Origin of the sequence: Pseudomonas putida, from assembly GCF_028682635.1 — a bacterium.
Classification (GTDB): Bacteria; Pseudomonadota; Gammaproteobacteria; order Pseudomonadales; family Pseudomonadaceae; genus Aquipseudomonas; species Aquipseudomonas putida_AE.
In genome coordinates, this window is the sequence record NZ_JANHLK010000010.1 from 89,796 (window position 1) to 111,952 (window position 22,157).

The following is a 22,157-nucleotide window of genomic DNA, read 5'->3' on the forward strand; positions in this document are numbered from 1 at the left end:
TTCAGGCGATCCCGCGCTGCTGGTTTTCCCAGAAGGGTTTGCGCAGTTCGGTCTTCAGCACTTTGCCGACGCTGGTCAGCGGCAGTGCTTCGCGGAACTCGACACTGCGCGGCACCTTGTAGCCAGCAATCCGCTCGCGGCAGTGGGCAATGATTTCTTCGCTGCTGGCCTTGATGCCAGGCTTGAGAATGATCACCGCATGCACGGACTCGCCCCATCTCTGGCAGGGGATGCCGATCACGGCACTTTGTGCCACGGCGGGATGGCTGCCGATGGCCGCCTCAACTTCCCCGCAGTAGACGTTTTCGCCGCCACTGACCACCATGTCCTTGAGACGGTCGCAGATGTAGATGAAGCCGTCCTCGTCCATGTAGCCGCCGTCACCGGTGTGCATCCAGCCGCCGCGCAGCGCCTCGGCAGTGGCCTCGGGTTTTTTCCAGTAACCGAGCATCACGTTCGGGCCGCGCACGATGATTTCGCCCACGGTGCCGCGCGGCACTTCGTTGTCGTTGGCGTCTACCACTCGTATTTCCACGCACTGTACCGGCAGGCCGGCCGAGTACATCTTGCCGCTCGCCTGGTGCTCCGCGCTGTGATACTCGCTGTCGAGGATCGCCGCTGCCGGGGCCAGTTCGGTCATGCCGTAGCCTTGGGAGAAATCGGCATCGGTGAACACCGCGCGTGCCCGGTCCAGCAAGGCCGGGGTTATGGTGGAAGCGCCGTAGATGATGCGATTGAGCGAGCTAAGATCCAGGTCCCGACCCTGTGCCTGGTGCCAGTCAAGCACCATCTGGATCATGGTTGGCGCGAGCAGCACCTCATTGGCTTTCTCCTGGTCAATGGCATGCAGAACGCCTTGCGCGGTAAAGGTCTGCAAAACCGCATGGGTCGCGCCACTGATGAAACAGGCCGTCATCGCGGCGAAGTCCGCCAGGTGGAACATCGGCATCGCGTGGAGAAATGTCGAACCCGCGCTGCAACGGCCGGCGATCAAGGAGTTCATCGCCGAGAACGCCACGTTGCTGTGGCTGAGCATCACGCCTTTAGGCTGGCCGGTGGTGCCGCCGGTGTAGAAAATGCCAAGCAAGGCATCACCGCTGCGGCGCGCATCTTCCACCGGCTCGCTGATCTCGATCAGGGTTTCGTAGTTGAGCATCCCCGGTGGTGTTTCGCCGTCACCGGCGTAGATCACCACACGTACGGTTTTCGCCTGTTCCTGCACCTTGGCGCCCAGTGCCTTGTGGTGATCGTCGACGATCAGCACGGTGGTTTCTGAGTCGTCCAGCGAATAGACGATCTCCGCCAGGCTCCAGCGAAAGTTCACCGGATTGACCACGGCATCGGCCCACGGCACAGCCTGGTAATACTCGATGAAGCGTTGCGAGTTGAAGGACAGCATGGCCACGCGATCACCACTGCCGACATCCAGGCCTTTCAATGCACTGGCCAGGCGCGCGACGCGATCACCGAATTCGGCGTAGGTGATGCTGTGGCCGCCCTGAGAGCGGATGGCCACGGCATTGGGACGTTGCTGCAGATGACGGTGCAGCCCTTGAGTGATGTACATGAAAACTCCAAATTGCTTTTTTATTATTCAATCGATTTGGAACTATCGACGTGGCTGTCGGGCCGACCACAGTCGGAGTCAGCCCTGTTGTCACAGCGAACGCGCAACGACCTCGCGCTGAATCTCGTTGGAGCCACCGTAGATGCGTGCCACCCGTGCATCGGCCCACATCCGCCCGATCGGGTACTCGTTCATGTAGCCGTAGCCACCGAACAGTTGCAGGCAGCGATCGAGCACTTCACCCTGGCGTTCGGTCAGCCAGAACTTGCCCATCGACGCCAGCGTGGTGTCGAGGGTGCCGTCGATCCAACGCTGGATGATCAGGTCGACGAAGGTCCTGGCCGCCATGACCGTCGCCTTGGCGTCCGCCAGCACGAAGCGGCTGTTCTGGAAGTCGATCACCGGTTTGCCGAAGGCCTTGCGATCCTTGGTGTATTCCACGGTCAGGCGCAGGGCGCGCTCCATTACCGCCACAGCGCCAACGCCGATCTGCGCGCGCTCGTATGGCAGCTGGCTCATCAGGGTGTAGAACCCTTGTCCTTCCACTTCGCCCAACAGGCAATCGGCGGGCACTTCAACGTCGTCGAAGAACATCTCCGAAGTGTCCTGGGCATGCATGCCGACTTTGCTCAGCAGCTTGCCGCGACGGAAACCCGGGGTGTTGGTGTCGACCATGAACAGCGAAACGCCCTTGGCGCCCTGGGTGATGTCGGTCTTGGCGATCACCAGCACCATGTCGCAGGTCTGGCCATTGCTGATAAAGGTCTTGGCGCCATTGATGACGTATTTGTCGCCCCGCTTCACGGCGCGGGTGCGAACTGATTGCAGGTCCGAGCCGGCACCGGGTTCTGTCATGGCGATGGCGCAGATCATCTCGCCGGAACCGATCTTCGGCAGCCAGTGCTTCTTCTGCGCTTCGGTGCCGGATTCGAGGATGTAATGAGCGACGATGTGGCTCAGGCCAAGGCCCAGGCCGCCACCGAAGGTGCTCATCGCGTTGCACACGCACACGTAGTGGCCGATGTCGCCCCCCGCACCGCCGTACTCCTGCGAGACATCCGGAAGAATAAGACCCAATTCACCGGCCTTGAGCCACGCAGAACGATCGGCGAAGTGCTGCTCACGCCACTTCAGTTCATTGGGCTCCATGTATTCCTTGCCGAAGCGCATGACCATGTCGTTGAACGACTCCAGGTCCTCGGTCATCCACGGGGAGCGGTAATTTTCCAGCATTGCAAACACCTCAAGTTCTTGGGCTTGTTACCCGCGGGCGGGCAACAAGCTCGACGAATCGTTGGCCCTGCTTACCAGGGCACACGCCGCAACAGCCTTAGAAATTCGAACCTGGACCGCCGCCGCAGAAGATGACCTGGCCGGAGCAGAAGTTGGATTCCGGCAGGCAGAACATCACTACTGCACCCGCGGCTTCTTCTGGTTTGCCGACACGACCCAACGGGATGGTGGCGGCCACACCGTCGAGACGCGCCTGCTGCACGCCGACCTTGATTTCGCGACCTTCAATGTTCACGGTCTTGCTGTCCTCGCCAGCCAGGGCCTGGGTCAGGCGCGTGTCGATCAAACCGAACGCGACGGCGTTGACGTTGACTTTCAGGCGGCCCCACTCCTTGGACAGGGTCTTGGTCAGGCCCAGAATCCCGGATTTGCCCGAGGAATAGTTGGACTGGCCGACGTTGCCACCAGCAGCGCCGGAGGAAATGTTCACCACCTTGCGCAGCACTTCTCGGCCTTCGGCGGCTTCTTTCTTGGCCATGGCGCTGATGATCGGCTGGGCGGCACGCAGGATGCGGAACGGCGCGGTCAGGTGGCAGTCGATGACCGCGTACCACTGCTCGTCGCTCATCTTCTGGATCACGTTGTCCCAGGTGAAACCGGCGTTGTTGATGATGATGTCGATGGAGCCATAGCTCTTGACGGCGGTCTGCACGAAACGGTCGGCGAAGTCCGGCGCGGTGACGCTGCCTACGCACGCCACGGCTTCGCCGCCAGCGGCGCGAATTTCGGCGACTACTTCTTCAGCCGGTGCAGCGTCCAGGTCGTTGACCACGACTTTCGCGCCGTAGGCGGCCAGTTGCAGAGCGACTTCACGACCAATGCCACGGCCGGAACCGGTGACCAGAGCGACTTTGCCTTCAAGCTTTTTCATTTTTTATTGTTCCTGAGTGAGGGATTCAAGGAGTTCAGGCCAGGGCCACGACGGCTTCGCCGACGAGCTTTTCTTCGCCGTACTGGTTGGCGCAACGGATCTGCAGGCGCACGCGCTTCTCACCGTTTTCTTCGAATTTTTCGGTAATGGTGCCGGTGCAGGTCGGGATGTGCCCCAGATGGGTAATGCCGGTGAAACGGATCGACAGGCTGCGCACTTGCTGCTGTGGTACCCATTGGGTCAACAGGCGACCCAGGTAGGCGGCCGACAACATGCCGTGGGCGAACACGTCGGGCATGCGCGATTTGCGGGCGAAATCGATGTCGATATGGATCGGGTTGTGATCACCCGACGCGCCGCAGTACAGCGCCAGGGTGGTGCGGTTAACCGGTTGCAGTTTGAGAAGCGGGATCACATCGCCAATCTGGACATCGGAGAATTGCGCGTGGGTGGTGTTGGAGAGCGTCATCGACATTTCCTCAGCGCTGTACGAGGGACGAGCGGACATCGGCGATATGCACGCCGTCCTGGTTGGTTACCCGTGATTCCATGACCACGAATTGCAGGGCCCCGCCCTTTTTCTCGTAGACATCGGTGATGCTGGCGTTGAAGGTCAGCACGTCGCCGGCATAGGCCATGGCGTGGTACACGAAGGACTGCTCGGCGTGCAGGATGCGGCCCAGGTCAAAGTTGCACAGCTTGAGGAAAGCGGTCAGGTCGCGACCTTCACCTTCCAGGCACTTGAGAAAGGTCGGCGGTACCGGCAAGGCCTTGTGGCCCGCGGCGATGGCCGCCGCCTCGCTGGTGTACACCGGATCGGTTTCACCAATCGCCTTGGCGAAGAAGCGCAGGCGGCCCTTCTCCACATCGACGCTGAATTTATCGAGCTTGTGCCCGATCAGGCTCTTGTCAGCCATGTGTCTCACTCCTCTTGTTGTTATGGAAAAACTCAGTTGCGCCCGTACATCGTGACCACGCAGGCGCCGCCCAGGCCGAGGTTGTGTTGCAAGGCGATGTTCAGGTCTTCGACCTGGCGTTTGTCGGCGGTGCCGCGCAGCTGATGGGTCAGCTCATAGCACTGGGCAAGGCCCGTGGCGCCCAATGGGTGGCCCTTGGAAAGCAGGCCGCCGGACGGGTTGGTTACCACCTGGCCGCCGAAGGTGTTGTCGCCATCGAGGACGAACTGTTCGCCGCCACCGACGGCACACAGGCCCAGGCCTTCGTAGGTCAGCAGCTCGTTGTGTGCGAAGCAGTCATGCAGCTCCACGGCGCGCACGTCCTGAGGACCGACGCCGGCCTGCTCGTAAACCAGCTGCGCGGCGCGTTGGGTCATGTGGAAGCCGGCATAGGCGATCATTGATGGCGGATCGAAGGACTCCACCGGATCGGTGACCATCGACTGCGCGAGGATCACCACGTCACTGCGCAGGCCGTGTTTCTTGGCGAAGGCCGGCGAGCAGATGATCGCCGCCGCCGCGCCACAGGTCGGCGGGCAAGCCATCAGGCGAGTCATCACGCCCGGCCACAGCAGCTGGTCATTCATCACGTCTTCTGTGGTCAGTACTTTCTTGAACAGCGCCAACGGGTTGTTCGCGGCATGACGGCTGGCCTTGGCGCGGATGGCGGCGAAGGTTTCCATACGGGTGCCGTACTTCTGCATGTGTTCGCGACCGGCACCGCCGAAAGTCTTCAGTGCACGCGGCAGGTCGACGTCGCGGGTCAGGCCTTCCAGCACGTGGACCACACTGGCCCGGGTCTGTGGACGGTCATCCCAGTGCGACTTGAGTGCGCCAGCCTGCATCTGCTCGAAACCCAGGGCCAGCACGCACTCCGCCTGACCGCTCTGCACGGCAGCGCGGGCCAGGTACAGCGCGGTGGAACCGGTGGAGCAGTTGTTGTTGACGTTGACGATCGGGATGCCGGTGCGGCCCACTTCATACAGGGCGGTCTGGCCGCAGGTGGAGTCGCCAAACACGTAACCGGTGAAGGCCATCTGCACCTTGTCGTACGTTATGCCGGCGTCCTTCAGGGCCAGGCGCACGGCTTCGGCGCCCATGTCGGTGTAGCTGGGGCTGGCACCCGGCTTGGCGAAGGGGATCATGCCGACCCCGGCGACTACGACTTTTTCACTCATGGATGAATTTCCTTTTGGCATACACGTTCGGTTGTCGTACCTGCCGGCCGGTAGGTTCTTGTGGGGATTCATCCTAGGTTTGCCCATGGCGGTGCTACGACCGTCGAAGGGATGAAGTTGCGGAGGTAGTGGGAGGCGTTCCAAGGAACGTTTGGAGGGAGTAAATCGATGAGGACAGGAGACTCAACTGTAGGAGCTGGCTTGCCAGCGAAGGCGGTGTGTCAGGCGAAATGAATGTCGGATGTGCCGCCCCCATCGCTGGCAGGCCAGCTCCCACAATGATCTCGGGTAGCCGCAGGTTTTGCGTTCAGCCGCTCTCACAGGTGAGTGCCTGACTACTCCCCCGGACCATCCCTTCGAACGATCCCCCGCCTACTCCGCAGCATCATCCCTTCGGCGCTCGCTGAAAATTTGCACCACGCCCAGCATTACAAGAGTCCCTGTCCCTGACCTACCGAGGATTCACATGAGCGAATACAGACCCGCATGGCTGACCGAAGACCTGGCGATCTTCCAGGAATCGGTTCGTCGTTTTACCGCCGAGGAACTGGTGCCCCACGAAGAGCGCTGGGCCAAACAGCAGCACGTGGACCGTGAGACCTGGCTGAAGGCCGGCGAGATGGGCATGCTGTGTCCTGCGATCCCGGAAGAATACGGCGGCGGCGGTGGCAGCCACGCGCACAACGCGATCATCGGCTACGAACTGGCCCGTGAGATCGCCACCAGCCTGGGCACCAACGTCCATAGCGCCATCTGCGCGCACTACATCCTGCGTTACGCCAGCGAAGAGCAGAAACAGCGCTGGTTGCCGAAAATGGCCACCGGCGAAATGGTCGCCGCCATTGCCATGACCGAACCCGGCGCCGGCACTGACCTGCAGAACGTCAAGACCAAGGCCATCCGTGAGGGTGATCACTACGTCATCAACGGCTCCAAAACCTTCATCACCAATGGCTTCCACGCCGACCTGGTGCTGCTGGTGTGCAAGACCGACCCCTCCCTGGGTGCCAAGGGCATGTCGATCATTGGCCTTGAGGTCAAGGATCTGCCGGGCTTCCGCCGTGGAAGGATCCTCGACAAGATCGGCCAGAAAGGCCAGGACACCTCGGAGTTGTTCTTCGATGATGTGCGCGTGCCGGTGGCCAACCTGCTCGGCCCGGAAGAAGGCAAGGGTTTCATCCAGCTGATGCAGCAACTGCCCGAAGAACGCATGTTCATCACCATGAACGCCTTGGGCTCCATGGAGCGCGCGGTCGAGGAAACCATCAGATACACCAATGACCGTAAGCTGTTCGGCAAGCCATTGCTGGACATGCAGAACACCCGCTTCAAACTGGCGGAAATGCAGACCACCGTGACCATTGCCCGCACCTTTGTCTTCGATTGCCTGGACAAGATGGTCAAGCATGAACTGGACCCGACCACGGCCGCCATGGCCAAGTGGTGGACCTCCACGCAAGCCTGCCAGATCATCGACGAATGCCTGCAATTGCACGGCGGCTACGGCTACATGATGGAGTACCCGATCGCCCGGTTGTACGTGAACACCCGGCCGATGCGCATCTATGGCGGCTCCAATGAAGTCATGAAAGAGCTGATTGCGCGCACGCTATAAGCCCATCCACCACCCCCCTTGTGGGAGCGGGCTTGCTCGCGAAAGCGGAGTGTCAGGCGACTTCTATATTGACTGTGCCTACGCCTTCGCGAGCAAGCCCGCTCCCACAGAGCACATGCCAATGAATTCGATTCCTGAACCCTTTGAAGCTGCCGCCCACGAGGACAAACCGCTCGCCGGTTTCGTGCCGATGGGGCGCGTCGGTTTCGTGGTGCATTGCACCGGCCTTTACGTCAATGAGGAACGCTCGGTACTGGCCGCGCGCATTCGCCCCGAACACCTGAACCCGCTGGGCATCGCCCACGGCGGTTTTCTTGCGACCTTGGCGGATACGGCATTCGGCCGGGCATTGCGCCTGGCGGCAGCGACCGACCTACCCCCCGCGACCATCAACCTGAGCATGGACTACCTCAGCCCGGCCAATCTGGGCGCATGGGTCGAAGCTCACGTTCAGATTCACCGGATCGGGCGCTCGTTGTCCCATGCCAGCCTCGACCTGCTCGATGGCGAACGCCTGGTGGCCCGGGGCAAGGCGACATTTATCGGCAATACCCCAAGCCTGCACGGCAAGCCACGCCAGGGCTGATCAAACCTGCGGGTTGCCGGGAAGCTTCAGTTCCAGGTCGCGTACCTTGGCGATGGCCTCGTCGCGCCCGGTGACCTCCAGCTTGTAGAAAATATTCTTCATGTGCCATTTCACCGTTTCCGGTGACAGGTTCAGCACCCGGGCGATCTTCTTGTTGGGCAGCGCCTGGGCCACCAGAGCCATCACGTCAAGTTCGCGAATGCTCAGCACACTGGCGGTTTCGGTGTCCGGCGCCTGCTGGCTGCTGGCGTCAGCTGTACGAGCGACGTCGAGAAGGCGTTGCGCGTAGAACGTCAACACCGGGTCCAGGACATGCTCGGCCATCAGCGCTTCGAGCAGCGCAGCAACCCCCGACCCCGCATCCAGCAGGCTGCGCACCAGCCCCAGGCGATGGCCCTGGCGCAACGCTTCGATCAATTGCTCGCGAGCCTGATCCACGTGCCCCCTGCCCTGCTCGATCACGGCCATTTGCACACGCATCGCCACCACCCGCCGCCATCGGCGGTTATGCTGTGACGCCTCGATCAGCGCCGGCAATGGCTCGGCCGCCGCCGAAAAATCCTCGGCATGCAGGGACCGTTCAATCGCGGCCCGGCGCGCGATGATCCGCACTTCCAGCTCAGTGCCCGATTGCGCCGCCTGGTGTGGTTGCGCCGTCTGGAGGATGCGTTGCAACGCGCCGTCCGCCGCGGATTCATCGCCGATCTGCTGCAACCAGCGCATGCGCACCAGCAGCGCACAGACCAATAGACGGTCCAGGTCATAACGGCTCGCATACTGTTCCAGGCGGTCCAGACAGCCCATGGCTTCGGTGTGCCGCCCGGCCAGCCAATGGGCCATGGCCAGCGTCTGCATGCATTGCAACACGGTGTCGGGGATCGCCACCTGCTCCAGCAGTTTCATCCGTGGCTCGAGCAACTGGCAGGCGGCGTGGTAATCGCCCTGCTCGTACAACGCCGTACCGAGCAAACCGGCGGCCATGGTGCTGACCACCAGATAGGCCACCCCATGTTTTTCGGCCTCCTCCAGCACTTCACGGTAGAGGTGCTCGGCCTGGGTGGCGCGGCCTTCGAGCGCCAGGCTCATGCCACTCATGCAGCGCCCGAGCAGGCTGCGGCGCGGCGAACCGAATGGCCGCTCGCCGCCCTCGAGGACCTCCCGCGCTTTCTCGAATTCGCCCTGGTACATGTACAGCCAGGCCAGGGTGTTGCTGCGCCCCGACCAGGAAAAGTCGTCGGCATCGTCCGGGATCGCCAGCAAGTCAGGGAGGATCGCCAACATCGCCGCGGTGTCGTCCTGATGAATCGCCTGGCTGCCCTTGAGCACGGTCACTGCATGGCGCTGCCGGGGGTCAAGCCTTTCGTGGTGGGCTTGCAGATGCTGCAAGGTCTGCTGCAACGCCTGGAAATTACGCGAGTACAGTTGCAGATGAGCCATCACCACCTGCAAGCCGAAACGTTCGGCAGTCTGTTCCGCCGGCAAGCCCTTGAGCAAACCGGAGATCTGGCTGAGGTTGCCCTTGGCCAGCAAGTCATAGGCGCAGGCTTCAACGATATCGGCCGCCGCTTCGCAATCACCGGCGCGCACTGCGTGGCGCACCGCTTCATCGAGGTGCTCGTGTTCGGTGAACCAGCCCCGCGCAACGGCGTGCAGCACCTGTTCCTGCTGCGGTCGCGCCGCCAGCCGGGCACGCAATACGCTGCCCAGCAACGGATGCAGGCGGTACCAGGTTTCACGGTCGTGGCTCTTGACCTGGGTGATGAACAGATTGTCGCCATCGAGGCGGGCAAGCTGGGTCATCATGCCGGCGATGGCGTGGGGCTGGCCAAGCAGGGTCGCGCACAACGAAGCGCAGAACCGTTCGCAGATCGATGCGCAGGTGAGCAGGCGCAGATCTTCCGGCTCCAGGCGCACCAGCACTTCGCGTTCGAAATAGTCGGCAAAGCCGATGGCATCGCGAATCTGCACCCGGTCGAAGCGAGTCATCTGCTTGGCCTTGAGGTCGACGGCGAACAATTGCAGGCCGGCGACCCAGCCATCGGTCAGCTCGTGCAGCGTCGCCGCGTCGCGGGCATCGATGGCGCCCAGGTGTTCACGCAGGAACAGCTGCGATTCGCTGCGACTGAAGCGCAGGTCGCGCAGGTCGAATTCGCTGACTTGACCCCGCGCGCGCAAGGCGGCCAGCGGAAATGGCAGTGCTGCCCGTGTGCCGAATACCAGGTGCAGGTTTTGCGGGGCGTAGTCGATCAGCCATTGCAATGCCTGGACGATTCGCGGCTCCTGCAGATGCTGCATGTCATCGAGCATCAGCACCAGTTCGCGCGAATGCTGGGCGATGCCCTGGACCAGGGTGATGACCCAGTGCTCGACCGCCATGTCCTGATTATCGCGACCGAGCAGAATGCCGGCATCGCGGACCTGCTCCGGCAGCACTTGCGCCAAGCTCGCTTGCAGGCAATGGCAGAAGCGGCCAGGTTCGTCGTCTTCGGCTCCCAGCGACAGCCAGGCCACGTCGAAATTCATCGCCAACAGTTCCCGGCGCCAGGCCAGCAAAGTGCTGGTCTTGCCACACCCGGCAGGGCCCTGGATCACCACGCAACGTTGGCGCCGGACCTCTTGCAGGCGTAGCAACAGGCTCTCCCGAGGCACTAGCCGACGGGCCCCGCGCGGCGGTACGACCTTGGTATCGGCAATCGAGTGGTCAGCGTCCGGTGAGGAACGAGCGTCGGTGTCTTTGAGGGGCGGTAACGACATGGGAGAACACTTCCGAATGGCGAGCCAGGCGACAAACGATGTAGGACTGAGACTGTCCCGGCTGCATGAAATTTCGCAGCACATTGTAGGGCCTGACGCGGCATTTGCCGATACGGCTTTCGTCCGACACATTCCCCTGTAGGAGCTGTCGAGTGCAACGAGGCTGCGATCTTTTGATCTTGTTTTTAGAAGCAAAGATCAAAAGATCGCAGCCTGCGGCAGCTCCACAGGGGGATCGAGTGTTGATCAGGCCTTGGGTACGCCTTCGGGCCACAACAGCTTCACGGCATCGCCCTCTTCTCGATAGGCATGACAGGTGCCGATCACCCATGGGCGCACCGCGATGACCTGCTGCGCGCCCGTTTCCCGACGGCGAGAGGCCTCAGCCCGGTAGGTGGAAAACAGCGTCTGCATCGCCACGTTGGCCATGCGTTCAAGCAGTTCGGTGAGGTGGGTGCAACCGATTGCGCCACCGACGATGGCTTTCATGTTCTTTTTGAAGCCTGCGGCAATCTTCAGCCCCACCAAACCTGAGTAAACGGCCGCCGCTTCACCACAGAACTGGCTGGCACCGGTCGCTGTCACGGCTGCTATGTGCTGGATCACCATGTCGGCGTCGATGGTCATCACCAGGCGCATGTCGTGGATCGTTCCGCCTTGGGGCACCCGGTGGAACGGCAGGTCGGTCGGTTCGTTGGTCAGGTCCTGCAGGCGTCCTTCGATGTCGTACATACCATCGCTGCGCTGATAGCCCTTGCAGATGATTTCGCGGGTGTGCAGCAGTGTGCGAGTGGGCGAGTCGACAGGTTCGGTGGTCATCAATGAATTCCTTCTTGCTGCATCGCAAAAGCGTTTGAAACAGGCCGGGTACAGGTCCCCGACCGTTGTTTTCGGGTGAGTCAGCCGTGCCTGGCACGGCCGCTCAGATCACTCAGTTCTTGCCGTACAGCGTGACCACACAGGCGCCGCCCAGCCCGAGGTTGTGCTGCAAGCCATGGCGCAAACCTTCGACCTGTCGCGCACCCGCGGTGCCGCGCAGTTGGTGGGTCAGCTCATAGCACTGCGCCAGGCCTGTGGCGCCCAGCGGATGGCCTTTGCACAACAGGCCGCCGGACGGGTTAGTGACGACGCGACCGCCGTAGGTGTTATCGCCATCGAGCACGAACTGCTCGGCGCCACCCACCGGGCACAGGCCCAGGGCTTCATAGGTCAACAGTTCGTTGTGGGCAAAGCAGTCGTGCAATTCGACCACGCGAATATCCTGGGGACCGACGCCGGCCTTTTCGTACACCGCACCGGCGGCCCGTTCGGCCATGTGCGCGCCGACGAAACCGATCATGGTTTTCGGCTCGAAGGACTCCACCGGATCGGTCACCAGCGACTGGGCGAGAATCGCCACGTCAGTGCGCAGGCCGTGCTTCTTCGCGAACGCCGGCGAGCAGATGATCGCGGCGGCGGCACCGCAGGTCGGCGGGCAGGCCATCATCCGGGTCATGACCCCTTCCCACATCAACTGGTCATTCATGACCTCTTCGGTGGTGACGATCTTCTTGAACAAGGCCAGCGGGTTGTTGGCGGCATGGCGGCTGGCCTTGGCGCGGATCGCGGCGAAGGTGCTCATCTGCGTGCCGTATTTGCGCATGTGCTCACGGCCGGCACCGCCGAAGGTGATCAGGTTGCGCGGGATGTCACCGGCGTCGCCACACAGTTCATCCTGAATCGGCAAGTAATCGCCACGGGGCAACGGACGGTCATCGAAGTTGGAGCGGGTCGGCCCCGGACGCATCTGCTCGAAGCCGACCGCCAGGGCGCATTCGACCTGGCCGCTTTCGACGGCGGCACGGGCCAGGAACAGCGCGCTGGAGCCGGTGGCGCAGGCATTGTTGACGTTGAACACCGGAATCGCCGTGCGGCCCACCCGGTACAACACGGCCTGGCCGCAGGTGGTATCGCCGTACACGTAACCGGCAAACGCCATCTGCACCTGGTCATAGCTCAGGCCGGCATCGGCCAGTGCCAGGCGTACCGCTTCGGCCCCCATGTCGATGTAGCTCGGGCTCGCGCCCGGTTTGCTGAACGGGATCATGCCGACGCCGGCTACTAATGCATTTTGACTCATGACGATGTCCTTGCTGGTTTGAGGGGTGTCACAGCGCTTGTGCGATGATTTCGTGCATGGCCTTGCCGGTCATGCCGTGTTCGACCGTGGCATGGGCAATGGAATGAGTGCGCAGGCGGCCTTGGGTGGCGCGCAGGCGTGCCAGTTCCTCGGTGCATTTGCGCAGGGTGTCGCTGGCATACAGATAGGCGATCGCCGTGTGCTCAGCGCTCAATGGATGGCGCATGCGCCGCTCCAGATAGTGATCGACGAGTACCCGCAAGGCGACGGCGCGGGCCTTGATATCGGCGACTTTTTTGCGGGTGTGCTGCAGATCCCACGAACAATGTCCGCTGGTATCGGGCTGACGCAGATGGTCCAGGGTCAGGTCCAGCAGGTGTTCGAGGCGGCTGGCGGCCGCAATCGCCGCCAACAGGCGCTCCTGCGCTCCTGCCTGGCTCAAGTAATCCAGGCCCCTGCCCGCTTCGCCCAGCAGGTTGCCCGCCGGTACACGCACGTTGTCCAAGTGCAATTCGGCGGCACTCGGTTGCGCGCAGCCTGGCGCACTACGGATGCGCTGCACGCCCGGGCGACCGGTTTCAACCATGATCAGGCTGACACCCGATTCACCGTTATTGCCGTCGGTACGGCACGCGAGCAGGATCAGGTCGGCGGCGATGCCGTTGCCGACCGCGGTTTTGCTGCCCTTGATCAGGTAATCAGCGCCATGGCGCACGGCGTGAGTACGCAAGCTCCCGGGTTTGCCGCCGGGTTCGGTGACGGCCAGGGCCAGCACCACCTCGCCGCTGCAAACGCCTGGCAGCCAGCGACGCTTCTGTTCGTCGCTGGCCAACTGGGCGATGCACGGTGCGATGACGTCCGAGTGCAGTGACATCGCCCGGTCACAGGCCCCTGCCCGGGCAAACTCCTCGCGCAGCACCGCGGCATGACCCACGTCACCACCACCGCCAAATTGCGCCGGCAGGGTCACGCACAACAGCCCTTCACGACCGGCCTTCAGCCAGACCCGCCGTTCAACATCACCGGTATTTTCCCGACCCGTCAGGCGAGGCAAGTCTTCGCGCTCGAGAAAGCGTCGCACGGCGGTGCGAAACATCTCATGGTCTTCGCGGTAGAGAGTGCGTTGAACGTCCATCCGGAACCTTTGGCCATCGCCCGATTGCATGGAAAAAAACGGGAAAACCCGTTCCAGTTTGTCGAGGCAATCGTTGCATGGGACGCGGTGCATCGAGAGCCACCCTCACAGGGGGGGCGGGTTTGCAAGACGCTGTGCGTGCACAATAATCGGGCAAGCTCAATGAATGACGCCGCCGCTTAACGGCGCGCCCTGAGGGTTGCGTTAGACCAAAGTCTCGGGCAACGGCCAGACGTGGCAATATGGCCGCACTTACAAGAATAAAAAGATCACATTGCCAGGCGAGTGATCTGTTTGGAGGTACTTTCAATGCCAGTTCACTGGGACAATTCAATGGTCGGGCCTGCCGGCCCTGCGCTCACTGCCGCCCCGAGTGAGCCGTCAGCCTCGAGAAGTGGCTCTATCAAGTTCGCCAGTCCCAAATCGGCCGACAGCCACCTGTCGCGTTCGCGCCTGCTTCAGCAAATGGCCGACGCCGATGCGGCCCGCCTGATCCTGATTCGTGCAGCCGCAGGTTTCGGTAAAACCACGCTCATGCAGCAATACCGCGAGCACTGTCTGGCCAGCGGCAAGCGAGCGCTGTGGATCAACCTGGAGCCCGCCGACAACGACTTGCAACGTTTCGTCAACCTGTTGGACAAGGGCCTCGGCCTGCTGCCCGTGTCCGCCCGGCAGTCTGAGCGCAACGATCCGCCCTGTGCCGAGGACCTGCTGCAACTCATGGTCAGCAGCCCCTTGCCCTTTGCCGTCCTGCTCGACGAAGTCGAAGTCATCCAGAACCCCGAAGTGCTCGAGTTTCTCCAGCAACTGGTCGAGCAACTGCCCTCCGGCAGCGTCCTGGTGATGGCGTCACGCTCAACGCCGGGCATCGGCCTGGGGCGGATTCGCGCCCGTGGACAACTGCTGGAAATCCGCCCGCAGGATCTGCGTTTCACGCTTGAAGAATCCATGGCGTTCATTCGCGGCAAACGGCAGATCCCGCTGCATGACGATGAGCTGGCCACGCTGTACCGGCGCACCGAGGGCTGGATCGCCGGGCTTTACCTGGCCAGCCTGTCGCTCAAGGACCGGGACGATCACGGCGCCTTCATTTCGTCTTTTTCCGGCTCCAACCTGGAACTGGCCGAATACCTCACCGAAGACATCCTGGCGCGACAGACCGAGGACTGCCGGGTATTCCTGATGCAGACCAGCATCCTCGAGCAGTTCTGCGTGCCGCTGTGTGAAGCGGTGACCGGGCGCAAGGACAGCCGCGCCATGATTGACCACCTCGACCGCACCAACCTGTTCCTGGTGCCGGTCGACAGCCAGCAGCAATGGTTCCGTTATCACCACCTGTTCGCCAGCTTCTTGCGCCACGCCCTGGATCGCCTGTACCCGGGCATGGCACAAACCCTTCATGAAACCGCTGCGCATTGGTTCTTCGATGCCGGGCAACCGATCCCCGGCGTCGAACACCTGTTCAATGCCGGTCTCCTCGATGAAGCCGCCGACGGTTTGAACCGTCACCTCGATACCCTGATCGACAGTGGCCGCACACGCCTGCTGCTGCGTTGGCTGGATCGGATTCCAGAGGCGACTCGCGACCGCTATCCGCTACTCAACCAGGCCTACGCCTGGCTGCTGGCAAGCACGACACGCCTCAAGGACGCGATGCACGTGGCCGAACGTCTGGCGCACCAGTCGGGGCCGGCCTATGCCTATGTGCCGAAGGTCGTGGAATGTTTGCGCCTTGGGGTGACCGATCAGGCCGAAGCCTGTTGCCGCAGGGGCGTCGAACTGCTTGAGTGCATGCCTGCCGACGAAGTGCATTTATACATCGTGCTGGCCAATTCGGTGGCGATGAACATGGTTGCCAGCGGTCGCTACGATGAAGCACGCAACCTGTTGTCCAGTGCATTGCAACGTGACTCGCGGGTTCATTCGAGTTTTCTGCGCCACATCTTCCGGGTCAACGAGAGCACCCTGGACCTGATCCAGGGCCGCTTGAGCAATGCCCTGGTGCGCATGCACAGCACGCCGGAGCGAACGCAAAACACCGGCCAGGGCAAACCACACGAAGCCAAGCTGTCGCTGGATATCCTTCATGGCCTGCTGCTGTACGAGAACGGCAACTTTGCGCAGGCGCAAAAGTATCTCTCACGCTGCCTGTTTTTTGCCAAGCAGGTCAGTTCCCCCGAGAACCAGATCATCACCCACGTGCTGACCGCACGTATCGCCTACAGCCAGGGCGATCGCACCACCTGGACCCGCTGCCTGGTGGAGCTCGAGCAGATCGGCCGCCAGGTCGGCTCACACCGCGTCCAGTGCTCTGCCTGGCTGGAGCGAGCCCGAGTGGCGTTGCTCGAACAGCGCCTGGACACGGCGCTGCAAGCCCTGCATTCAGCTGACCTTGCCGGCGATTGGGACCGTCCCGACTTCATCCGCATCGCCAACGACGTGGACACCCCGAGTATCGCCCGACAACGCTTGCGCATTGTCCAGGGTGAAGGTGCGGCGGCAGCCAAGGCCTTGCGCACGGCGATCGAGCAGGCGCGGCACTGGCAACATCACCGCCGCGAACTGAAGCTGCAGATTCTCCTGGCGCTCGCATTGGACAGCCTCCAGCAACCACAGGAGGCCTTTCAAGCGCTCGGTGAAGCGCTGCGCCTGGCCAGCCATGACGGCTTCTTCGCCACGTTCATCGAAGAAGGCGAGCGCATGGCCGGGCTGTTGCAACGCTGGGCCACGACCGGCAAGGCACGCTGCAAGGAGCTGGGGATCGACTGCGGATTCGTCGACAGGCTGATGCAACTGTTGGATGTCAGCGACGGCAACATGGAAGATGCGCGCAAGGACAACGGCGCCCACGAAGTGCTGACGGTGCGCGAATATCAGATCCTGCAACTGCTGGCTGCCGGGCATCGTAACCGCGAGATCGCCGAGAAGGTGTTTCTCTCCGAGTTCACGGTCAAATCGCACCTGCAGAAGATCTACGCGAAACTGGAGGCCAAGGGGCGCACGGAAACCCTGGCCATTGCCCGCACGCGGGGCTGGATCACCTGAAAGACCGGCGTTCATCGCGGGGGTGGCCCGCGATGAGCCGATCAGGAGGGCTACGGCTTGATGCGCTCCTTCAGGTGACTGGCCGGAATGGCGACCAGCAACACCACCGCACCCACCACCAACACACCCGCGATCACATCGAACGCCAGGTACAGGTCCCCGGTCGCCGTCTTGATCGCGCCTACGACAACCTGGCTGATAACGCCGGCAAGGCCGCCAATGCAGCTGATGACCGCAATGCCCACCGCCGCCGCCGAAGGTGACAGCAAGGCCGGTGGAATACTCCAGAACAGCGACAGCGCGGACATGGCGGCGGCGGCACCGATACTCATGAACACCAGCGACAGCAGCAGATGATCCTGGACCGGGCCCAGCAGGAAGAAGCAAATTGCGCTGAGCAGCAGGGTCAGGCTCACATGCCAGCGACGTTCCAGGCGTTTGTCCGAGCTGCGGGCCAGCAAGTACATGCCGATCAAGGCACCGGCATAAGGCACGCTGGCCAACAGGCCGATGGTTTTCAGGTCATGCACACCGAATCCGCGAATCAATGTCGGCATCCAGTAAGACACCGTATTGGAGCCACTGTAGATGCAGAAGAACACCAGCCCGGCGACGTACACCCGGGGATTGCGCAGCACTTGCGCCAGGCTGGCATTGGGCATGTCTGCCGGGCGCCCCTGGGCAAGACTCGCCGCCAGGAGGTGTTTTTCCTGCGGCGTGAGCCAGCGTGCATCGTCCGGTTTATCGACCAGCCAGAACCAGCCGAACAGCCCCAGCAGCATCGCCGGGACGCCTTCGAGTACAAACAGCACCTGCCAGTCGCGCAGGCCCAGCCAGCCATGGAAATGGCTCATGATGATCCCGGCGAGCGGCCCGCTGACGATGCCGGCAATCATCGCCGCCATCAGGAACACCGCGGTGATGCGCGCACGCAGTGCGGGCGGGAACCAGTACGTCAGGTACAGGATGACGCCGGGGAAGAAACCGGCCTCGGCCACGCCCAGCAGAAACCGCGCGACAATCAACTGGTTCGCCGTGGTGACAAAGGCCGTGGCCACCGTGACCATGCCCCACAGCACCATGATGCGAGTGAGCGTGGCCCGGGCACCAATGCGCTGCAGGTACAGGTTGCTCGGCACTTCGAACAGGATGTACCCCAGGTAAAAAATACCGGCGCCGATGCCGTAGGCGGCATCCGTCAACCCGATGTCTTCGGCCATGCGTAACTTGGCAAAGGATACGTTGAGCCGGTCGATGGTATTGATGGCGTAGGCCAGGACCAGGTACGGCAACAATCGCAGGATGACCTTGCGGTAAACCGCACGGGTTTCCTCGACCGAATAATCGGCTGTCGCCGGCAGGTAGTGCTCTGCTGCGTGGCTCATGTGGCGCTCCTTTCCATGGTTGAAAACACCTCCCCTGTAGGAGCGAGCTTGCTCGCGAAGAACGCAAGGACAACGCGATTATTCAGAAAGAACGCGTCATCGTTGACGTCCATCGCGAGCAAGCTCGCTCCTACAGGGTGTTGGGGGGGACGGTGTTTTTTAGAGGGCTTGTTCGAGTTCCGGGACCGCTTCGAACAGGTCCGCCACCAGGCCATAGTCCGCCACCTGGAAGATCGGGGCCTCTTCGTCCTTGTTGATGGCGACGATGATTTTCGAGTCTTTCATACCGGCCAGATGCTGGATCGCCCCGCTGATGCCGACCGCGATGTACAACTGCGGCGCGACAATCTTGCCGGTCTGGCCGACCTGCATGTCGTTGGGCACGAAACCTGCGTCGACTGCGGCACGGGAAGCCCCGACCCCGGCGCCGAGTTTGTCGGCGAGGCTGTACAGGTATTGGAAGTTGTCGCCGTTTTGCATGCCTCGCCCGCCGGACACGACGATCTTCGCGGCGGTCAGTTCCGGACGATCGGATTTGGCCAGCGCTTCGCTCGCGAAAGCGCTGACGCCAGCCTCGTGGACGGCCCCAACGACTTCAATGGCAGCGTTGCCACCCTCGGCGGCCACTGGGTCGAAACCGGTGGCACGTACGGTGATCACCTTGACTGCGGCACTCGATTGCACGGTGGCGATGGCGTTGCCCGCGTAGATCGGGCGCCTGAAGGTGTCAGCGCTCTCCACCGAAATGATTTCGGAGATCTGGTCGACGTCCAGCGCAGCCGCTACGCGCGGCAGGATGTTCTTGCCGTTGGAGGTCGCCGGCGCCAGGACGTGGCTGTAGATGGTGTGTTGCTCGATCACCTGGCTGACCACCAGTGGCGCGATGTTTTCCGGCAGTTGATGGGCGTAGGCCGGGTTGTCGGCCAGCAGCACTTTGGCCACACCGGCGATTTCAGCGGCGCTTTCAGCCAGGGCGCCAATACCCTGCCCCGCTACCAGCACATGGATGTCGCCGCCGATTTGAGCAGCTGCAGCCACGGTATTGAGCGTGGCCGTGGCAATGGAGTTGTTGTCGTGCTCAGCGATTACCAGGATTGCCATTCAGATCACCTTCGCTTCGTTCTTCAGTTTTTCGACCAGTTCAGCCACCGACTTGACCTTGATGCCGGCGCTGCGTGTGGCAGGCGCCTGGACTTTCACGGTCTGGTTGGTGGAAACCGTGGACACGCCCAGGGCCTCGGGGGTCAAGGTTTCAAGCGGCTTTTTCTTGGCCTTCATGATGTTTGGCAAAGAGGCGTAGCGCGGCTCGTTCAAGCGCAGGTCGGTGGTGACGATGGCCGGCAGCTTCAGCGCGACGGTTTGCATGCCGCTGTCGATTTCCCGGGCAACGATCACCTGGTCGCCAGCGATCTCGACGTTCGAGGCGAAGGTGCCCTGGGCGAAACCGGTGAGTGCGGCGAGCATCTGCCCGGTCTGGTTGTTATCGCTGTCGATGGCTTGCTTGCCGAGGATCACCAGTTGCGGTTGCTCCTGGTCGACCACGGCCTTGAGCAGCTTGGCCACAGGCAGCGAACTCAGCTCGTCATTGCACTCGATCAGGATGGCGCGGTCGGCGCCCAGTGCCAGCGCGGTGCGCAACTGTTCCTGCGCGGCAACAGGACCGACACTGACCACCACGACTTCGGTGGCAATGCCCTGCTCTTTCAAGCGTACGGCTTCTTCCACGGCAATTTCGCAGAAGGGGTTGAGGGCCATTTTGACGTTGGCGAGGTCAATGCCGGACTGGTCCGCCTTGACGCGAACCTTGACGTTGAAATCGACCACGCGCTTGACGGCTACGAGGACTTTCATCAGATAACTCCAAAAAGTGGATAGCTTCTTTTTGTAGGAGCGAGCTTGCTCGCGAAAAACTTGAGAACGACGCGTTTAATCAGGACGCACGCGTTATCGTTGACGTCCATCGCGAGCAAGCTCGCTCCTGCAGTTGTTGTGCGTTGACCGCAATACCTGCGAATACCGATCAATTGGCAGGTGCAGGCTTCTGCAGCCCCATCAGCGCTTTCTTCACCGCCAGGCTCTGGTAGTTGATATTGCCGGGGTTCAGGCTGACGCCTTCCTGGAACGGGTACTGGCCCAGCGTGGCCATGAAGGCCTTGACCTTGGCCTGGATCGGCACCAGCAACCACGCCTGGTCCGCGGCCCAGCGCTTGGCCATTGGCGATTCCTTGCGCGCCGTCTGGAACGGGTCGGCCAGCAGGTTGGTCAACACCGGCACGTTGGTGACCTTGCGCGTAGCGCTGGCGAAATCCCCGGTCATTTGCGCGAACGCCAGCCTCCACTCGCGCCAGCGGATCGCATCCAGGTCACCGCCCATGCTGAAGTAGAAATATTCCTCGCGCGGACTGTCCTTGACCTCGCCCTTGAAGAACGGCAGGAAGTCATAGCCATCCAGATGCACACGGAACTGCTTGCCGTTGAGCTGAGTGCCCTTGGCCAGGTCCGCCACCAGGTTCGGTGCGCCCGCCGCCGCGGCCAGGGTCGGCATCCAGTCGTTGTGGGCAATCAGGTTGTTCATATGGGTGCCGGGCTTGAGTACCTTCGGCCACTTGACCAGCAACGGCACACGATGCCCGCCTTCATTGGAGGTGCCCTTCTCGCCGGCGAACGGTGACGTGCCGCCATCGGGCCAACTGAATTTCTCCGCGCCGTTGTCGGTGGTGTAGATCACGATGGTGTTGTCGGCGATGCCCAGGTCATCGAGCTTCTTGAGCAACTGACCGACCTGCCCGTCATGCTCGACCATGCCGTCGGGGTACAGGCCGACGCCGGTCTTGCCTTCGGACTCTTGCTTGAGGTGGGTCCAGATGTGCATGCGGGTGGCGTTGAACCAGACAAAGAACGGCTTGTCGGCCTTGTGCGCCTTGTCGATGAAGTTGTTGGTGGCCTGCACCAACTCGTCATCGATGGTTTCCATGCGTTTGCGGGTCAGGGGACCGGTGTCTTCGATCTTGCCGTCGGCATAGGAATGGATCACACCGCGCGGCCCGTATTGCTTCCTGAACGCCGGGTCCTTGGGGTAGTAGTAGGTTTCCGGCTCTTCCTCGGCGTTCATGTGGTACAGGTTGCCGAAGAACTCGTCGAAGCCATGGTTGGTCGGCAGGTGCTTGTCCCGATCGCCCAGGTGGTTCTTGCCGAACTGTCCGGTGGTGTAGCCCTGTTGCTTCATCGCGTCGCCGATGGTCGGTGCCCAATCGGGAATGCCGTGATCGGAACCGGGCATGCCGATGGTCAGCAGGCCGGTACGGAACGGGTGTTCGCCCAGGGCAAACGCTGCGCGACCTGCGGTGCAGGACTGCTCGCCATAGGCATGGGTAAACAGCACGCCTTCCTTGGCGATACGGTCGATGCTGGGCGTTTCATAGCCCATCATGCCCTGGTTGTAGGCGCTGATATTGAAGATGCCGATGTCATCGCCAAAGATGACCAGCACATTCGGTTTGTCGGCGGCAGAACTGCAGACCGACACGGCCAGCAACGTGCTCGCGACGCTCAGGTCGCGCAGCCAACGCCATGATCTCGTCATCATGTCTTGCTCCTTGTTTTTATCGTCTTGTCTGGATCGAGCGCGCCTGGCTGGAAAACAGGCGCGCGGC

The 22,157-nt window shown here is 62.0% G+C and carries 17 protein-coding genes; 3 read left to right on the top strand and 14 right to left on the bottom strand.

Going from position 1 to position 22,157, the window contains the following annotated elements; translation table 11 throughout:
• Nucleotide 1 precedes the first annotated feature (1 nt).
• The 6 genes from NPS56_RS14640 to NPS56_RS14665 all read right to left on the bottom strand — a co-directional run bounded on the left by NPS56_RS14640 (nucleotide 2) and on the right by NPS56_RS14665 (nucleotide 5,865).
• The gene (locus NPS56_RS14640) at nucleotides 2-1,567 is read right to left on the bottom strand and encodes a long-chain-fatty-acid--CoA ligase (protein ID WP_274075238.1); all 1,566 of its coding nucleotides are present in this window, start codon (nucleotides 1,565-1,567) and stop codon (nucleotides 2-4) included.
• Nucleotides 1,568-1,657: 90 nt separating this feature from the next.
• Nucleotides 1,658-2,800, bottom strand: a complete 1,143-nt coding sequence (locus NPS56_RS14645; protein ID WP_274075239.1) for an acyl-CoA dehydrogenase family protein — start codon at nucleotides 2,798-2,800, stop codon at nucleotides 1,658-1,660.
• Between the two features lie 97 nt (nucleotides 2,801-2,897).
• Nucleotides 2,898-3,731 (bottom strand): SDR family NAD(P)-dependent oxidoreductase, encoded by an 834-nt coding sequence (locus tag NPS56_RS14650; protein WP_274075240.1) that lies wholly within the window; start codon nucleotides 3,729-3,731, stop codon nucleotides 2,898-2,900.
• A gap of 34 nt (nucleotides 3,732-3,765) precedes the next feature.
• Nucleotides 3,766-4,200 (bottom strand): MaoC family dehydratase, encoded by a 435-nt coding sequence (locus tag NPS56_RS14655; RefSeq protein WP_274075241.1) that lies wholly within the window; start codon nucleotides 4,198-4,200, stop codon nucleotides 3,766-3,768.
• A gap of 10 nt (nucleotides 4,201-4,210) precedes the next feature.
• Nucleotides 4,211-4,648 (bottom strand): MaoC family dehydratase N-terminal domain-containing protein, encoded by a 438-nt coding sequence (locus tag NPS56_RS14660; RefSeq protein WP_274075242.1) that lies wholly within the window; start codon nucleotides 4,646-4,648, stop codon nucleotides 4,211-4,213.
• A 32-nt stretch (nucleotides 4,649-4,680) separates the two neighbouring features.
• Nucleotides 4,681-5,865 carry a lipid-transfer protein gene (locus NPS56_RS14665; RefSeq protein WP_274075243.1) on the bottom strand — a complete coding sequence of 395 codons (1,185 nt, stop codon included), beginning with the start codon at nucleotides 5,863-5,865 and terminating at the stop codon, nucleotides 4,681-4,683.
• Between the two features lie 466 nt (nucleotides 5,866-6,331).
• Between NPS56_RS14665 and NPS56_RS14670 the strand changes: the two genes are divergently transcribed.
• Together NPS56_RS14670 and NPS56_RS14675 are read left to right on the top strand one after the other, a co-directional pair.
• On the top strand, nucleotides 6,332-7,480 hold the full coding sequence (locus tag NPS56_RS14670; RefSeq protein ID WP_274075244.1) for an acyl-CoA dehydrogenase family protein: 1,149 nt from the start codon (nucleotides 6,332-6,334) through the stop codon (nucleotides 7,478-7,480).
• A 121-nt stretch (nucleotides 7,481-7,601) separates the two neighbouring features.
• Complete coding sequence (locus NPS56_RS14675; protein WP_274075245.1) at nucleotides 7,602-8,066, top strand: PaaI family thioesterase; 465 nt, start codon at nucleotides 7,602-7,604, stop codon at nucleotides 8,064-8,066.
• Here the strand turns inward: NPS56_RS14675 and NPS56_RS14680 are convergent, their stop codons facing one another.
• From NPS56_RS14680 to NPS56_RS14695, 4 genes are all read right to left on the bottom strand, one after another.
• Nucleotides 8,067-10,820 carry a LuxR C-terminal-related transcriptional regulator gene (locus tag NPS56_RS14680; protein ID WP_274075246.1) on the bottom strand — a complete coding sequence of 918 codons (2,754 nt, stop codon included), beginning with the start codon at nucleotides 10,818-10,820 and terminating at the stop codon, nucleotides 8,067-8,069.
• Between the two features lie 246 nt (nucleotides 10,821-11,066).
• A complete protein-coding gene (locus NPS56_RS14685; RefSeq protein ID WP_274075247.1) occupies nucleotides 11,067-11,639 on the bottom strand; it encodes a DUF2889 domain-containing protein in 573 nt (190 codons plus the stop codon).
• Nucleotides 11,640-11,751: 112 nt separating this feature from the next.
• Complete coding sequence (locus NPS56_RS14690; RefSeq protein WP_274075248.1) at nucleotides 11,752-12,939, bottom strand: lipid-transfer protein; 1,188 nt, start codon at nucleotides 12,937-12,939, stop codon at nucleotides 11,752-11,754.
• A 28-nt stretch (nucleotides 12,940-12,967) separates the two neighbouring features.
• Nucleotides 12,968-14,074 carry an acyl-CoA dehydrogenase family protein gene (locus tag NPS56_RS14695; protein WP_274075249.1) on the bottom strand — a complete coding sequence of 369 codons (1,107 nt, stop codon included), beginning with the start codon at nucleotides 14,072-14,074 and terminating at the stop codon, nucleotides 12,968-12,970.
• A gap of 309 nt (nucleotides 14,075-14,383) precedes the next feature.
• Here NPS56_RS14695 and NPS56_RS14700 point away from each other — a divergent pair, with 309 nt between their 5' ends.
• A complete protein-coding gene (locus NPS56_RS14700; protein ID WP_274075250.1) occupies nucleotides 14,384-17,119 on the top strand; it encodes a LuxR C-terminal-related transcriptional regulator in 2,736 nt (911 codons plus the stop codon).
• 50 nt (nucleotides 17,120-17,169) lie between these two features.
• On the opposite strand, the gene NPS56_RS14705 is transcribed toward NPS56_RS14700, so the two are convergent.
• The 4 genes from NPS56_RS14705 to NPS56_RS14720 all read right to left on the bottom strand — a co-directional run bounded on the left by NPS56_RS14705 (nucleotide 17,170) and on the right by NPS56_RS14720 (nucleotide 22,090).
• Nucleotides 17,170-18,504 (bottom strand): MFS transporter, encoded by a 1,335-nt coding sequence (locus NPS56_RS14705; RefSeq protein WP_274075251.1) that lies wholly within the window; start codon nucleotides 18,502-18,504, stop codon nucleotides 17,170-17,172.
• 159 nt (nucleotides 18,505-18,663) lie between these two features.
• Nucleotides 18,664-19,605, bottom strand: coding sequence for an electron transfer flavoprotein subunit alpha/FixB family protein (locus NPS56_RS14710; protein WP_274075252.1), 942 nt, complete (start codon nucleotides 19,603-19,605; stop codon nucleotides 18,664-18,666).
• Entirely contained in the window at nucleotides 19,606-20,355 is a 750-nt protein-coding gene (locus NPS56_RS14715) for an electron transfer flavoprotein subunit beta/FixA family protein (RefSeq protein WP_274075253.1), read from the bottom strand. It abuts the gene before it with no gap.
• 169 nt (nucleotides 20,356-20,524) lie between these two features.
• Nucleotides 20,525-22,090, bottom strand: a complete 1,566-nt coding sequence (locus NPS56_RS14720) for an arylsulfatase (protein WP_274075254.1) — start codon at nucleotides 22,088-22,090, stop codon at nucleotides 20,525-20,527.
• Nucleotides 22,091-22,157: the final 67 nt, after the last annotated feature.

Coding starts and splice junctions, on each gene's coding strand:
- NPS56_RS14650 (WP_274075240.1), bottom strand. CDS start 3,731: ATGAAAAAGCTTGAAGGCAAAGTCGCTCTGGTCACCGGTTCCGGCCGT.
- NPS56_RS14670 (WP_274075244.1), top strand. CDS start 6,332: ATGAGCGAATACAGACCCGCATGGCTGACCGAAGACCTGGCGATCTTC.
- NPS56_RS14640 (WP_274075238.1), bottom strand. CDS start 1,567: ATGTACATCACTCAAGGGCTGCACCGTCATCTGCAGCAACGTCCCAAT.
- NPS56_RS14705 (WP_274075251.1), bottom strand. CDS start 18,504: ATGAGCCACGCAGCAGAGCACTACCTGCCGGCGACAGCCGATTATTCG.
- NPS56_RS14680 (WP_274075246.1), bottom strand. CDS start 10,820: ATGTCGTTACCGCCCCTCAAAGACACCGACGCTCGTTCCTCACCGGAC.
- NPS56_RS14665 (WP_274075243.1), bottom strand. CDS start 5,865: ATGAGTGAAAAAGTCGTAGTCGCCGGGGTCGGCATGATCCCCTTCGCC.
- NPS56_RS14645 (WP_274075239.1), bottom strand. CDS start 2,800: ATGCTGGAAAATTACCGCTCCCCGTGGATGACCGAGGACCTGGAGTCG.
- NPS56_RS14720 (WP_274075254.1), bottom strand. CDS start 22,090: ATGATGACGAGATCATGGCGTTGGCTGCGCGACCTGAGCGTCGCGAGC.
- NPS56_RS14715 (WP_274075253.1), bottom strand. CDS start 20,355: ATGAAAGTCCTCGTAGCCGTCAAGCGCGTGGTCGATTTCAACGTCAAG.
- NPS56_RS14710 (WP_274075252.1), bottom strand. CDS start 19,605: ATGGCAATCCTGGTAATCGCTGAGCACGACAACAACTCCATTGCCACG.
- NPS56_RS14655 (WP_274075241.1), bottom strand. CDS start 4,200: ATGACGCTCTCCAACACCACCCACGCGCAATTCTCCGATGTCCAGATT.
- NPS56_RS14695 (WP_274075249.1), bottom strand. CDS start 14,074: ATGGACGTTCAACGCACTCTCTACCGCGAAGACCATGAGATGTTTCGC.
- NPS56_RS14700 (WP_274075250.1), top strand. CDS start 14,384: ATGCCAGTTCACTGGGACAATTCAATGGTCGGGCCTGCCGGCCCTGCG.
- NPS56_RS14660 (WP_274075242.1), bottom strand. CDS start 4,648: ATGGCTGACAAGAGCCTGATCGGGCACAAGCTCGATAAATTCAGCGTC.
- NPS56_RS14675 (WP_274075245.1), top strand. CDS start 7,602: ATGAATTCGATTCCTGAACCCTTTGAAGCTGCCGCCCACGAGGACAAA.
- NPS56_RS14685 (WP_274075247.1), bottom strand. CDS start 11,639: ATGACCACCGAACCTGTCGACTCGCCCACTCGCACACTGCTGCACACC.
- NPS56_RS14690 (WP_274075248.1), bottom strand. CDS start 12,939: ATGAGTCAAAATGCATTAGTAGCCGGCGTCGGCATGATCCCGTTCAGC.